Origin of the sequence: Brevibacillus parabrevis, from assembly GCF_003710905.1 — a bacterium.
GTDB lineage: Bacteria > Bacillota > Bacilli > Brevibacillales > Brevibacillaceae > Brevibacillus > Brevibacillus parabrevis.
In genome coordinates, this window is the sequence record NZ_RHHV01000001.1 from 58,855 (window position 1) to 70,796 (window position 11,942).

The 11,942-nt window shown below is 54.3% G+C and carries 13 protein-coding genes; 12 read left to right on the top strand and 1 reads right to left on the bottom strand.

All coding sequences use genetic code 11. The annotated features are described in order from the left end of the window. Window positions 1-33 precede the first annotated feature (33 nt). The 12 genes from EDM60_RS00335 (at window position 34) to EDM60_RS00390 (ending at window position 11,369) form a co-directional block, all read left to right on the top strand. Window positions 34-1,029: an ABC transporter substrate-binding protein gene (locus tag EDM60_RS00335; RefSeq protein WP_167470222.1), complete on the top strand. Its 996-nt coding sequence runs from the start codon at window positions 34-36 to the stop codon at window positions 1,027-1,029. Then, window positions 1,004-1,786, top strand: a complete 783-nt coding sequence (locus EDM60_RS00340) for an ABC transporter permease (protein WP_122962191.1) — start codon at window positions 1,004-1,006, stop codon at window positions 1,784-1,786. Before EDM60_RS00335 ends, EDM60_RS00340 begins: the two co-directional genes overlap by 26 nt. Further along, window positions 1,762-2,529 (top strand): ABC transporter ATP-binding protein, encoded by a 768-nt coding sequence (locus tag EDM60_RS00345; RefSeq protein ID WP_122962192.1) that lies wholly within the window; start codon window positions 1,762-1,764, stop codon window positions 2,527-2,529. Before EDM60_RS00340 ends, EDM60_RS00345 begins: the two co-directional genes overlap by 25 nt. Further along, window positions 2,474-3,190, top strand: coding sequence for a class I SAM-dependent methyltransferase (locus tag EDM60_RS00350; protein WP_122962193.1), 717 nt, complete (start codon window positions 2,474-2,476; stop codon window positions 3,188-3,190). The genes EDM60_RS00345 and EDM60_RS00350 overlap by 56 nt, the downstream gene beginning before the upstream one ends. A gap of 5 nt (window positions 3,191-3,195) precedes the next feature. After that, complete coding sequence (locus EDM60_RS00355) at window positions 3,196-4,608, top strand: MFS transporter (RefSeq protein WP_244226797.1); 1,413 nt, start codon at window positions 3,196-3,198, stop codon at window positions 4,606-4,608. An 86-nt stretch (window positions 4,609-4,694) separates the two neighbouring features. After that, complete coding sequence (locus EDM60_RS00360) at window positions 4,695-5,783, top strand: saccharopine dehydrogenase family protein (protein ID WP_122962194.1); 1,089 nt, start codon at window positions 4,695-4,697, stop codon at window positions 5,781-5,783. Between the two features lie 255 nt (window positions 5,784-6,038). Further along, the gene (locus EDM60_RS00365; RefSeq protein WP_122962195.1) at window positions 6,039-6,674 is read left to right on the top strand and encodes a nitroreductase family protein; all 636 of its coding nucleotides are present in this window, start codon (window positions 6,039-6,041) and stop codon (window positions 6,672-6,674) included. A gap of 42 nt (window positions 6,675-6,716) precedes the next feature. Next, window positions 6,717-7,667, top strand: coding sequence for a ring-cleaving dioxygenase (locus tag EDM60_RS00370; RefSeq protein ID WP_122962196.1), 951 nt, complete (start codon window positions 6,717-6,719; stop codon window positions 7,665-7,667). Further along, window positions 7,664-8,275: an alpha/beta hydrolase gene (locus EDM60_RS00375; RefSeq protein ID WP_122962197.1), complete on the top strand. Its 612-nt coding sequence runs from the start codon at window positions 7,664-7,666 to the stop codon at window positions 8,273-8,275. Before EDM60_RS00370 ends, EDM60_RS00375 begins: the two co-directional genes overlap by 4 nt. 212 nt (window positions 8,276-8,487) lie before the next feature. Beyond that, the gene (locus EDM60_RS00380) at window positions 8,488-9,168 is read left to right on the top strand and encodes a response regulator transcription factor (protein ID WP_122962198.1); all 681 of its coding nucleotides are present in this window, start codon (window positions 8,488-8,490) and stop codon (window positions 9,166-9,168) included. Next, entirely contained in the window at window positions 9,165-10,559 is a 1,395-nt protein-coding gene (locus EDM60_RS00385; RefSeq protein WP_122962199.1) for a sensor histidine kinase, read from the top strand. Before EDM60_RS00380 ends, EDM60_RS00385 begins: the two co-directional genes overlap by 4 nt. A gap of 123 nt (window positions 10,560-10,682) precedes the next feature. Next, the gene (locus tag EDM60_RS00390; RefSeq protein WP_122962200.1) at window positions 10,683-11,369 is read left to right on the top strand and encodes a sulfite exporter TauE/SafE family protein; all 687 of its coding nucleotides are present in this window, start codon (window positions 10,683-10,685) and stop codon (window positions 11,367-11,369) included. 21 nt (window positions 11,370-11,390) lie between these two features. Here EDM60_RS00390 and EDM60_RS00395 read toward each other — a convergent pair whose 3' ends face one another. Continuing rightward, window positions 11,391-11,837: a FixH family protein gene (locus EDM60_RS00395; protein WP_122962201.1), complete on the bottom strand. Its 447-nt coding sequence runs from the start codon at window positions 11,835-11,837 to the stop codon at window positions 11,391-11,393. Between the last annotated feature and the right edge of the window lie 105 nt (window positions 11,838-11,942).

Consider the following 11,942-nt stretch of genomic DNA (forward strand, 5'->3'; position numbering starts at 1 on the left):
TGCCAAAAGTCAACGAGGAGTTGGAGAATTGCTATGAAATCCATTTACCGCCACGCTACCCGCATGTTTGCAAGCAGTCTGGCTGCGCTGATTCTTTTGACTGGTTGCGCCACAACGAACACGGCAACTAACATAGCCGAGCAGCCGGGGCCTGCTGCCAGCCCTGCCGCGATCACGCTGCTTACGCCCAAGGCACCGTCTCTGATTCCTGCCGTCTATATGGAAAAGACAGAGGCAGACGGTACGTTCCAAATAGCCAAATGGGATTCCATAGAGCAACTGCTGGCTGGCATACAGGGCAATGAAGCGCCATTGTACGCTGCTCCGATCAATGTCGGGGCCAATCTGTACGCAAAGGGAATGCCGATCCAGCTGCTTCACGTCAACACGTACGGCTCGATGTATTTGATTTCACTTGACCCAAACGTGCGCGAGCTTTCGCAATTGAGCAACGAGACGGTCTATATCCCGGGGCAAAGCGGGCCGCCCGATATTTTGACGCAACATCTGCTTGCCAAAAAAGGACTGCAAGGCAAAGTGAACCTGGCCTACGGCGTAATTCCGGACATCATGCAGCAACTGGCGGCGGGCACAATCAAGCACGCTGTGTTGCCTGAGCCTGTACTGAGTGGCTTTCGGATGAAAACAAAAGGGAAAGTGAGCGAAGTCGTCGATTTTCAAAAAGAGTGGCAGGCTGAGTTCGGACAAGACTTGCCGCAAACGGCCGTTTTCGTCAATCGCGACTGGGCCAAAACGCATGCAGCGGATATCGCCCGCTTCGAACAGTCGTATCAGGAGGCTGTCCGGCAGGTCAACCAGCAAGCGGGCGAGACATTGAAAATCGCGGCAGAAGAGTTTGGCATGCCAGAGGCGGTGCTGGCTTCTGCTCTGCCCAAAATTACGCTGCTTTATAAGGACGCGCAGACAGCCAAACCGGAAGTGGAGCGTTACCTGGGCGTTCTGTTGCAAATCGCTCCCGATTCGATTGGAGGATCAGTGCCAGATGCCGATTTTTACTACGGCTCGTAACAATTGGCCGAGCGGCCTTACGTACTTGCTGTTGCTTTTGACTTGGGAGGGGCTGTCCCGCGTGTATCCTCCTGTCATTTTGCCGGGGCCGTGGGAGAGCTTGCAGACGTTGATTGGCTTATACGAAAAAGGCCGCCTGATGGAGCCGCTGCTCTACTCGTTTCTCAGGCTCGCAGCAGGCTTTGGTATCGCTTTTTTGCTTGGAACCGGGCTTGGCGTCTTCGCAGGCGCACAAGAGCTGGTGTTCAAGCTGGTTAGCCCGGCCGTTTCCGTGTTGCAGGCAGTTCCCCCCGTTTCCTGGATGCTGCTTGCCATTCTCTGGCTCGGGGTGAATGGCGGGGCGCAAATTTTCGTCGTGGCACTCGCCCTGTTTCCGCTCTTCTTTTTCAATTCCTTGCAGGGCGTGCGGCAATTGCCCAAGGAGCTGCTAGAGATGGCGCGCGTCTTTTCGGTCAATCGCCGCAAGCAGCTCGTGGATATTATTTTGCCAGCGCTCGCTCCGTTCTGGTCGGCTGCGCTTACCGTCAGCGTCGGCATGGGCTGGAAAACGATCGTCATGGCGGAGCTGATCAGCGGACAGACGGGGATCGGAGCTTCGATGAACACAGCGCGCATTTACTTGAAAACGGAAGAAGTGATGGCCTGGACATTGCTCGTTGCCTTGTTGGGGATGGCTTTGGAAGTGCTCGTGCGCAAAATCACCCGGCCGCGCGAAAGGAGGGGGAGCGCCGCATGCGATTTACAGGAATCTCGTTGAAATATGGAGCTGGTCGGCTGCTTTTCGATAACTTTTCGCTGGAGGCAGCCAAAGGTCAAGTGACGTGCCTGATGGGAACATCGGGGATTGGCAAAACGACTCTGCTGAAAATGGCTGCCGGGCTGATCCGGCCTGCGCAGGGAGTCATTTCGCGCGATGAAGGGGAACGGCTGGGCTACGTTTTTCAGGAACCGCGCCTTCTGCCTGAGAAGACGGTGCTAGAAAACGTCCTGTGGGTGTTGGAGCAACGGCAAGAGCAAGAACAAGAGCGGGTGCTTGCCATGCTGGATGCTGCTGATTTGAGTGCGGTGCTGCACGCATACCCTGACCAGTTGAGCGGCGGGATGCGGCAGCGTGTGTCGGTCGTTCGCGCTTTTGCCGCGCGGCCTGGACTGTTGTTTATGGATGAGCCTTTTCAAAGTCTGGACGCTGCTACACGAGCTGGCATGCACCAGTTGTTCAGGAAGCTGTGGGAAAGCGAGCAGCCGACCGTTTTGCTCGTGACACACGATCTGGACGAAGCGCTCGCTCTCGGAACGCGCATTGTTGTGCTGGGATGTAGGCCAATGAACATTTTGGCTGATGTAACGGCAGCTTCGGTGGAGCAACATGGCGGCACGTACTTCTCGCAAGCAGATCAACGGAGGCTTTGGCAATTGACGACAGGAAAAGACGGGAGAGAGACAGATGACAGAAAAACAGCGGCCTTTAAGCTGGCACCATCCGGAAGTAGCGAAATATGAGCAGACAATCGCGCTGAAAATTCCCGGGTACGCCTACTTGTACGAAATGACGGAGCGCCTGCTGGGAGCAAAGCTGCCGCAAACCGGAGAGCAGGAGCACATCCTTGTTGTAGGCGCTGGCGGCGGTCAGGAAATCGTGACACTGGGAGCAAAACATGAGCATTGGACGTTTACAGGTGTTGATCCATCCGCACAAATGCTCGAACGCGCCCGGCACAGAACGGCTGGCGCGGACTTGGCTGCGCGTACGGTTTTGCACGAAGGAACGGTCGACGTGCTGCCGGAACAGACAGTCTACGATGCGGCGACATGTCTGCTCGTGCTTCATTTTGTCAAAGGTCTTGCCGCAAAAAGAGAGCTGTTGCAGCAGATTGCGGCACGGCTGAAGCCAGGTGCCCCGTTTTGTCTCGCAGCCATTGCTGGCGATCCGCAGTCGCAGGCGTTTGCCATGCAAATGCAAGCCTGGCGCACGCATATGACCGACAACGGCATTTCTCTTGCCGAGTGGGAGCGTTTTGCGGCCTCCATGGGCCAAGAATCTGATCCGATCCCAGCCTGCCAAGTGCAAGAGCTGATGGAAGAGGCTGGGTTCGAGCACAGCTCGCGCTACTTCGGTTCTTATCTGATCAATGCCTGGTTCGCGGTCAAAAGTAGCAGGTGATGATGATGCAAACAGGCGTGCAGTTTCAGACGCTTATGAGTGCGAAACAGCGCTTTTGCATGATGACAGCGATCTGCCTTGGAGCTTTTTTGTCGCATTTCACGGCAGGAGTCGTCAACGTGTCGCTGCCTTCTTTTACGCAACTGTTTCAGACGGAGTTGGGAGTGGCCCAATGGATTACGACCGGATATTTGCTCGTCATCGCTTCGCTGCTTCCCGTCATGGGCAAGCTCGGTGACCGATACGGCCACCGGATGCTTCACAACTACGGCTTTTTGCTCTTTACCATCAGCTCGGTTCTCGTCGCATGTTCGACGACGATTGCCACACTGCTTGTCCTGCGGGTCGTGCAAGCCGTCGGTGCGGCGATGTTTCAGGCTACGAATATCGCTCTGATTACACTGCTGCTCCCAAAGGAAGTGCGTGGGAGAGCGCTTGGGATCATGAGCACGGCTGTAGCGCTCGGCGGGATGACTGGCCCGATTGCAGGCGGATTTATTGCTTCCGTACTCAGCTGGGAATGGCTGTTTCTCGCGCATGTTCCGGTAGCGGTTGTAGCGACTGTGCTTGCGTTTCGCTACATTCCTGTTCACTTGCCGAAAAAACAGGCGAAATCAATCGATATTTTTGGCTCGGGCTTGTTCACGATTGCAGCCAGTTCCCTGATTTTTGCGATTTCTGGCGGAAATGAATGGGGCTGGCTATCGGCGCGGCAAATCATGCTTTACGGCCTTGCCATCGTCGTGCTCTGGCTGTTGATCTGGCGAGGACGCCATCAGGCAGAGCCGTTTTTGCCTGTCGCGGTTTTTCGGCTTCCTGCTGTCTCGACAGGGCTTTTGATCAGTTTTGCTTCGTTCGTGTTGGCCAACCTGGTTTTGGTCGTTATGCCGTTCTACCTGCTTGATTATGCGAAAATGTCTTCTCTGTCAGCTGGCTATCTGCTCACAGCGTACCCTCTGCTGCTGGCATTGACGGGGCCGCTTGGGGGCTGGGCCGCCGACCGTTATCAGGCTCAAGCCGTTGTACTGGCCGGACTGGGGAGCATGGGAGCAGGACTGGCCGCCTTGGGAGTATGGCTTGGGCACATGTCCACGGTTGAACTGATCGCAGCGATTGCGCTGGTGGGCGCCGGGATGGGGTTGATCGCCTCGCCAAACAACAGTTACATCATGAAGCACGTTCCGCTGGAGCATGCCGGGGCAGTCGGGGGCATGATCGCGCTCACCCGAAACGCAGGACTGGTGACAGGCGCGGCACTTGGCCTGGGGATGATGAACGGACAAACAGCAGGGGCGCAACCAGATTTGGAAGCGTACAAAACCGTGTTTATCATGGGTGGCTGGCTCAGCTTATGTTGCCTGTGCATCTGGGGGTATGCGACCCGTAGCAACGACCGGAAAAAGCGAGCAAACGGATAGCGACCAGACGGATGCCAGGCTTCAATCGTTCCAGTCCACGCAGGGGGCAGGGCCGAGAAGCTTTTACAGAAGAGAGGACGAGGCGCATGAAAAAACAAAAAATCCTGGTGGTGGGCGGTTACGGACATGTAGGGGCAACGATCTGCAAGGAACTCGGGGAGCTGTATCCAGGCCAGGTGTATGCCGCCGGGCGCAGCATGGAAAAGGCCGAGGCTTTTTGCCGGGAAACAGCGGGGAAAGTGCGCCCCCTCGCGTTCGATCTTCGACAGCCGCCAGAGCAGGAGCTGCTTGCGGAAGTAAAGCTGGTGGTGATGTGTCTGGACCAGCATGATACGGCATTCGCCGAGCAGTGCCTTTTGAGCGGAACGCACTACATCGATGTGTCTGCATCCGGTGCCTTTTTGACCCGCCTGGAGCAATGGGGCAGGCGTTCCCAAGCGAAGGTTACAGGAACTGCCGTGCTCAGTATCGGACTTGCGCCGGGCTTGACGAATCTGCTCGCAGCCCATGCGCATCGTTTGCTGGAAGAAGTGACGGAGCTGGATATTTTCATCATGCTCGGTTTGGGAGATCGGCACGGCAAGGCGGCGATGGAATGGACCGTAGACCATCTGTGCACGCGCTATGATGTGACGCAAGATCATCGCCGGGTGAGCGTAGAGAGCATGACAGACGGCAAACTGGTCGATTTCGGAGCAAAACTGGGGAAAAAGAAAGCGTACCGCTTCCCTTTTTCCGATCAGCAGACACTCGCCGGAACGCTCGGTGTAGCGTCAGTCTCCACACGGCTTTGTTTTGATCAGGAATGGGTGACGAGAGCAGTGGCTGCGTTTCGCCGCAGCGGAATTTGCCGACTGCTCAAGCGGTCAGCGGTACGGAAAGCCGTCGTGGAATCGTTTTTGCGTTGGAAATGGGGAGACGATCTATTTGCCATCAAGATCGAGGCACGGGGAAAAGCGGGCAATCGCGCGGCAATGGCGACGTGTCAGTTGCAAGGGCGCGACCAGTCATATATGACGGCAAAAGTGGCCGCATTTGCAGCTAAAACACTCTACTCGGAAGATTTTCCGCAAGGCGTGTACCATATTGAACAGTTGTTTAAATGGGAACAAATGCAGGCATGGCTGCCAAAAGAAGCGGATTTGCAGGTTTCTGTAAGCGAATTGCCCCGATAGATGAAGCAGGGCCGGGAGAAAAACTTTCTTCTGGCCCGAAAGGTTGACAACGAGTCATGCTGGCTCTATAATTATCTTAAATTAAAGATATTTACTGCACGCGCTCATCAGCTTCTCGACCAACCAAGTTTGTTGCAGTCAGTATCCTCAAGGGCAATCGTTAAGTTGTTTTTTGTGTTAATATCTTAAATTAAAGATTTTTAAAAATGATGATAATGGCACACACCATTCGGTGATGTCGAGGAGGAAATCAAAATGAGCGAGTTTACTGCATTAGTGAAAAACCGGAGATCTGCCAATAAATTTATCCCTACTGAATCTATTACGACAGCTGAACTTGAGGAGATCATGTCGCTCGTCAAATTTGCCCCATCCGCTTTTAATCTCCAGCACGCGCACTATGTGATCGTGACCGAGCCAGAGACAAAGGAACGAGTATATGAAGCAGCACAGAGACAATATAAGGTAAAAACTGCGTCCGCTGTCATCTTGGTGCTCGGCGATCTGGAGGCGTACAAAAATGTGGGGCCAATCCACGAGGGGCTGCTGCATTTGGGAGTCATGGATCAGCGCGAATACGATCAAACTGTATCGTCTGTCCATTCCTTCTACGAAGCTGGTGGAGATCAGTTCAAACGGGATGAAGCGATTCGCAATGCGAGCCTGTCGGCCATGCTCTTCATGCTTGCCGCCAAAGACAAGGGCTGGGACACGTGCCCGATGATCGGCTTTGATCCGGAGGCAGTCCGCGATATTTTGCGCATTCCGGATCGTTATGTGCCGACGATGATGATTACGATCGGAAAAGAAGATACAGCGAGCCAACGCGTGAGAGGGTACCGCAAGCCGGTAGGGGAGTTCGTCAGCTACAACACATTCCAGGCCGAATAATCGAGAAATAGAAGCAAAAATATATGAAGGAGGTCATCAGCTATGTCTCAACAAACAGCAGGTATTCATCATATTACAGCCTTTGTCAAAAATGCACAGGATAACGTTGATTTTTACGCAGGCATTCTCGGTCTGCGACTGGTCAAAAAAACGATCAACTTCGATGCCCCCGAAGTGTACCATCTGTACTTCGGCAACGAGGTGGGCAGTCCCGGAACGGCGATTACTTTCTTCCCGTGGGAAACGGCGCGACATGGCCGCATAGGCGGTGGACAAGTCGGCTACACTACTTTTCTCGTTCCTGTCGGCTCGCTCGATTTTTGGGAAAAGCGTCTCGACAAGTTCCAGGTGGAGTATCGCCGCGTAGAGCGCTTCCAGGAAATCTATCTGCAATTTGCCGACAAGGACGGTTTGCAACTGGAGATTGTCGAGCGCGAAGGCGGCCCCGCGAGCCAGTGGACGTTTGGAGGTATTCCCGCTGACAAGGCAATCAAAGGATTCGGTGGGGCGATTCTGTACAGCGTTGCGCCGAAGCACACGATGGAAGTGTTGGAAAAGCTGATGGGCCTGACCCGAGTCGGCGAAGAAAACGGGCTTGTCCGCTTCCAGGCACCCGGCGACCTGGGCAATATCATTGATGTCAACGCCGAGCCAATGCCGAGAGGCGCAGGCGGAGCAGGAACTGTGCACCATATCGCTTGGCGGGCCAAGGATGACCAGGATCACCGCTTGTGGCAATCGCGAGTGGCGCAGTCTGGCTTCCATCCTACCGATATTATTGATCGGCAGTATTTCCACGCCATCTATTTCCGCGAGCCAGGCGAGATTTTGTTTGAGATTGCCACTGACCCGCCAGGCTTTGAACGAGACGAGCCATTCGAGTCGCTCGGTGAAAAGCTGATGCTGCCCGAATGGTATGAACCACATCGCGCCGAGATCGAGCAGGGACTGCCGCCGATTGCCGTGCGCGTGCTTGCGGAGGACAAGGAATGAAACACATTTTTCGAAAAGGAAGCGATCTCGCAGCCCCCACTCTGTTGCTGTTGCATGGAACAGGAGGGGACGAAAACGATCTCGTGCCGCTGGCTGAGCTGATTCATCCCGGCGCTTCTATTCTCAGCGTCAGAGGCAACGTCCTGGAAAACGGCATGCCCCGGTTTTTCCGTCGCCTGGCAGAGGGTGTGTTCGATGAGGAAGATTTGGTGTTCCGCACGGAGGAGCTGCATGAATTTTTGAATCAGGCAGCGGTCAACTACCAGTTGGACAGGGAGAATATCGTCGCAGTCGGATATTCCAACGGCGCGAACATTGCCGGAAGCTTGCTGTTCCATTACGCCAATTCGTTGCGCGGGGCGGTGCTGTATCATCCAATGGTGCCAAGGCGCGGGATTCCCCTGCCTGACATGAGCGGCATCCCGGTGTTCATCGGGGCGGGAACGAACGACCCGATTTGCTCTCCCGAGGAGTCGGAGGAGCTGAAGCAGCTGTTGGCAGCGGCTGGGGCCGATGTGACTTTGCACTGGGAGTCATACGGTCACCAGTTGACCAGGATGGAAGTGGACGCTTCCGCCAACTGGTTTGCAGAGACGTTTAACCAATAAGAATCGAAGGCCATTGTTGCTTAGGCAGCGATGGCTTTTTGTTCATCTGCCGTTCATATTCCCTAACTATACTGATGAAAGCAACCTTGCGTCCCTTTTTCCGCAACGGAACTGAACCGGAAAAATTGCGTAAGGGACTGCATCGCGGGAGATGCTACCCGTTATAATCAGATCATCAGCCTTGAGATAGACACGGCAAGGGGAGAAGCCTGATGAAAATGACGATCTTGGTCGCAGATGACGATGCGCACATTCGTGAACTGCTGAGATTTTATTTGGAAAAAGAAGGATACCGCGTGCTGGCTGCCGCAGATGGGAGCCAGGCATCCGTTTTGCTTGAGCAGGAAAAAGTTCAGTTGGCGATCGTCGATGTGATGATGCCGGGGAAAAACGGCTGGGAGCTGTGCAAGGAGATCCGCGAATACTACGATATTCCCGTCATCATGCTGACGGCAAAAGGCGAAGTAAGGGACAAGGAAAAAGGATTTTTGGCCGGAACGGACGACTACCTCACCAAGCCGTTCGAGCCGACGGAATTGCTGTATCGGATCAGGGCTTTGCTGCGCCGCTACCAGATGGTCAGCAAGCAGGTCATTGTCATGCATGACACCGTCATCGACCGGATGAGCCACGTTGTAAAAATCAAAGACGAAGTCATGCATCTCCCTCTCAAGGAGTTTGAACTGCTCGCCCAGCTCGCCAGCTTTCCCGACCGGACTTTTACGCGGGATCAACTGCTGGATTTGGTGTGGGGAGGAGATAACGAGAGCGACAGCCGCACGATCGATGTCCACATCAAACGGCTGCGGGAAAAATTTACGGACAAGACCGATGACTTTGTCATTTGCACTGTTCGCGGCCTCGGCTACAAGCTGGAGGTGCGCGGAGGATGAGATCCCTCTACTTTCGGGTCGTGCTCATGTTTGTCGCGATTGTCATCGTCAGCGGGACGCTCGGCTTTCTCCTTGCCAACGAATATTACCAGCGTAACATGCGCACGTACAATGAACAAAAAATTACCCGGATCGGCCAGCAGATCATCGATTTGTACGAGCATAATGCCGCCAGTATGGACTTGCCAGCCTTTATGACCCATGTAGCCAATCTCAATTTTCAGCTGTATCTCGTAGACGAGAACGGACAAGTCCAAACGTTTGGAGCGCCTTTCCGCGACCAGCAGATTGAGCCGCAGATCGTGCAAAAGGTGCTTGCCGGGGAAACGTACAGAGGAATCGCCGAAGAACAACACGGATTGTTCGTTACCGGATTTTTTGAAAATACGCTGAAAAACAGCATCGGTTTGCCGCTGGAAGCAGAAGGACGGAAATACGCCTTGTTTGTGCGGCCCAGCATCGAGCAGCAGTTTGGCGAGGTCCATGTGATGTTTGCCGTGTTGCTTGCCGCCATGTTTTTGCTCAGCTTGATGTTTATTCTGATATTCACCCGCTATTTGGTTCGGCCGATCCAAAAACTGAGCCAGGCGACGAAAAAGCTGGCGGAAGGCGAGTACGAAATCCAGCTCGACATCTCGCGCCGAGACGAAATCGGGGAGCTGGCGGCCAACTTTGCGCAGATGACAGAATCGTTGAAGCAACTCGATGACATGCGCCAAGAGTTTGTTTCCAACGTCTCGCACGAAATCCAGTCTCCGCTTGCTTCCATCCAGGGATTTTCCCAGGCGATCCGCAGCGGTGGCATGCCAGAGGCGCAAAAGGCGGAGTATTTGGCGATTATCGAAGAAGAGAGCAGGCGACTCTCCTCACTGAGCAAACAGCTTTTGACGCTCGCTTCGCTGGACAAGGAAACGGGCTTGTACGAGCCGAGCGAATATCGGCTGGACGAGCAGTTGCGACAAGTCGTACTGCTGCTGGAACGCCAATGGCAGCAGAAAAAGCTGGAGCTAGAGCTGGAACTGCCGGACACACTCGTCACCGCAGACAAGCAGCTGTTCAATCAAGTATGGATCAATTTGCTGTCCAACAGCATCAAGTTTACTCCGCCGCATGGCACCATCTTTGTCTCGATTCGGCAATCGCCCGACATCGCCGTCATCATCCGCGATACAGGGATCGGCATTTCGGAGGAGGAGCGCCAGCACATTTTCGAGCGCTTTTACAAAGGCGACAAGTCCCGCAACCGGGAAGCGACAGGCAGCGGACTCGGTTTAGCCATCGTCCAGAAAATTGTCCAGGTTGCAAAAGGCAGCATCGAAATCGACAGCCAAACAGGAGTCGGCACGACCATCAAGGTCACTTTGCCAGCCCAGGAACGCCCCCGCAAGTAAGACAAGCCGGGGGCGTTTTCATTTGCCGCGAAGTCATAAATACTAGCCGCAGCCATTACGTTAGGAAAAGGATGATGCGTCATTGCATGAGCGTGAAAATAATGGAAAAAGAGGGGCTGCGGGATGAATGCTGGACTGTACGACTACTGGCTCGTCTTTGTGACAGGCTTGCTCAGCGCTCCTCACTGCATCGGGATGTGCGGCGGGATCATGTCCACCATGACGCTTCAATCCAAAGCGTCGCTTGCGCAAACGATCCTGGCATACAATACGGGGCGAATTGTGACGTACATGGCCGTAGGCGCATTTATGGGCTTTGTCGGATCGTTTGTGAATGCGGCAGGAGTCGTAGTCGGATTGCAGGGAATTGCCAATATCGCCGGAGGGCTGTTGATCATTCTCTGGGTCGTCAAAAAAGTGGCGCTGCCTTTGGATAAATACAGTCCGCTCAAACTCCCCGCCGCGCAAAAGCTGTTGCAATTGCAAAAAGAGCGGCAGGGAACAGTGCCTGTGCTGGCAAGCGGACTGCTGCTGGGCTTTTTGCCCTGCGGACTGACGTATACGATGCACATGAAAGCCGCCGCTACTGGCAGCGTCCTGCAAGGGATGACGACCTTGGGCGTGTTTGGCTTGGGCACTTTGCCCGCGCTCGTGGCAATCGCGTTGTTTTCACTGGTTTTGTCGAAAGCATTTCGCTCCAAGGTGATGGTCATGGGCAACGCTCTTGCGCTCTGCATCGGGATATTGTCCGTCTTGCGGGGAATGGCCATCAACGGCTGGATTCCCACCGTCAATCCGTGGCTGTGGTAGTCATTACAATGCTTTTAGCTATTATGGCTCCACTTCAAAAGAATACGCTGTGCTCATGGCTGTGCCGTCCATCTCGAAAGTAATCGTAGCCAGCCATTCTCCCAGCATGGTCGGCACGATTTGCGCGACGTATTCGCCTGCTTTTTCCTGCATCGCTTCAAAGACGATAGCGCCGTGGTCCATATTGGGCATGGTCAGGGACACGGAGACTTTTGCTTTGGCCAGCTTGGCTGCATGCTCGGCTGGCACGGTAATGCGCAGCGTATTTTCTTTCACGTTTTTCGCCGGAGCTGGATCAAGCTCGACCTGCAACGGGATGGACAGCTCCGCAAGCATTGGCGTATCTGTTTTTTGTGCGAGAGCAGTGCTGGCGTGTTCAGCATGATCCGCAGAGGCGCAGCCAACGAGTGCAAGGAGAACGGACAACAGCAGGGACGACAGCCGAAAGAATCCGGATTTTCGCAGCATTCTCACCACTTTCCCATGAGTTACAAGCTTCCCTATCGTATTCATGACAGTTGCCATTCATACTTCATCTTCTACTGAATTGTCCTGCCGCATAGGTTGGACATG

Coding starts and splice junctions, on each gene's coding strand:
- EDM60_RS00335 (WP_167470222.1), top strand. CDS start 34: ATGAAATCCATTTACCGCCACGCTACCCGCATGTTTGCAAGCAGTCTG.
- EDM60_RS00340 (WP_122962191.1), top strand. CDS start 1,004: ATGCCGATTTTTACTACGGCTCGTAACAATTGGCCGAGCGGCCTTACG.
- EDM60_RS00345 (WP_122962192.1), top strand. CDS start 1,762: ATGCGATTTACAGGAATCTCGTTGAAATATGGAGCTGGTCGGCTGCTT.
- EDM60_RS00350 (WP_122962193.1), top strand. CDS start 2,474: ATGACAGAAAAACAGCGGCCTTTAAGCTGGCACCATCCGGAAGTAGCG.
- EDM60_RS00355 (WP_244226797.1), top strand. CDS start 3,196: ATGCAAACAGGCGTGCAGTTTCAGACGCTTATGAGTGCGAAACAGCGC.
- EDM60_RS00360 (WP_122962194.1), top strand. CDS start 4,695: ATGAAAAAACAAAAAATCCTGGTGGTGGGCGGTTACGGACATGTAGGG.
- EDM60_RS00365 (WP_122962195.1), top strand. CDS start 6,039: ATGAGCGAGTTTACTGCATTAGTGAAAAACCGGAGATCTGCCAATAAA.
- EDM60_RS00370 (WP_122962196.1), top strand. CDS start 6,717: ATGTCTCAACAAACAGCAGGTATTCATCATATTACAGCCTTTGTCAAA.
- EDM60_RS00375 (WP_122962197.1), top strand. CDS start 7,664: ATGAAACACATTTTTCGAAAAGGAAGCGATCTCGCAGCCCCCACTCTG.
- EDM60_RS00380 (WP_122962198.1), top strand. CDS start 8,488: ATGAAAATGACGATCTTGGTCGCAGATGACGATGCGCACATTCGTGAA.
- EDM60_RS00385 (WP_122962199.1), top strand. CDS start 9,165: ATGAGATCCCTCTACTTTCGGGTCGTGCTCATGTTTGTCGCGATTGTC.
- EDM60_RS00390 (WP_122962200.1), top strand. CDS start 10,683: ATGAATGCTGGACTGTACGACTACTGGCTCGTCTTTGTGACAGGCTTG.
- EDM60_RS00395 (WP_122962201.1), bottom strand. CDS start 11,837: ATGCTGCGAAAATCCGGATTCTTTCGGCTGTCGTCCCTGCTGTTGTCC.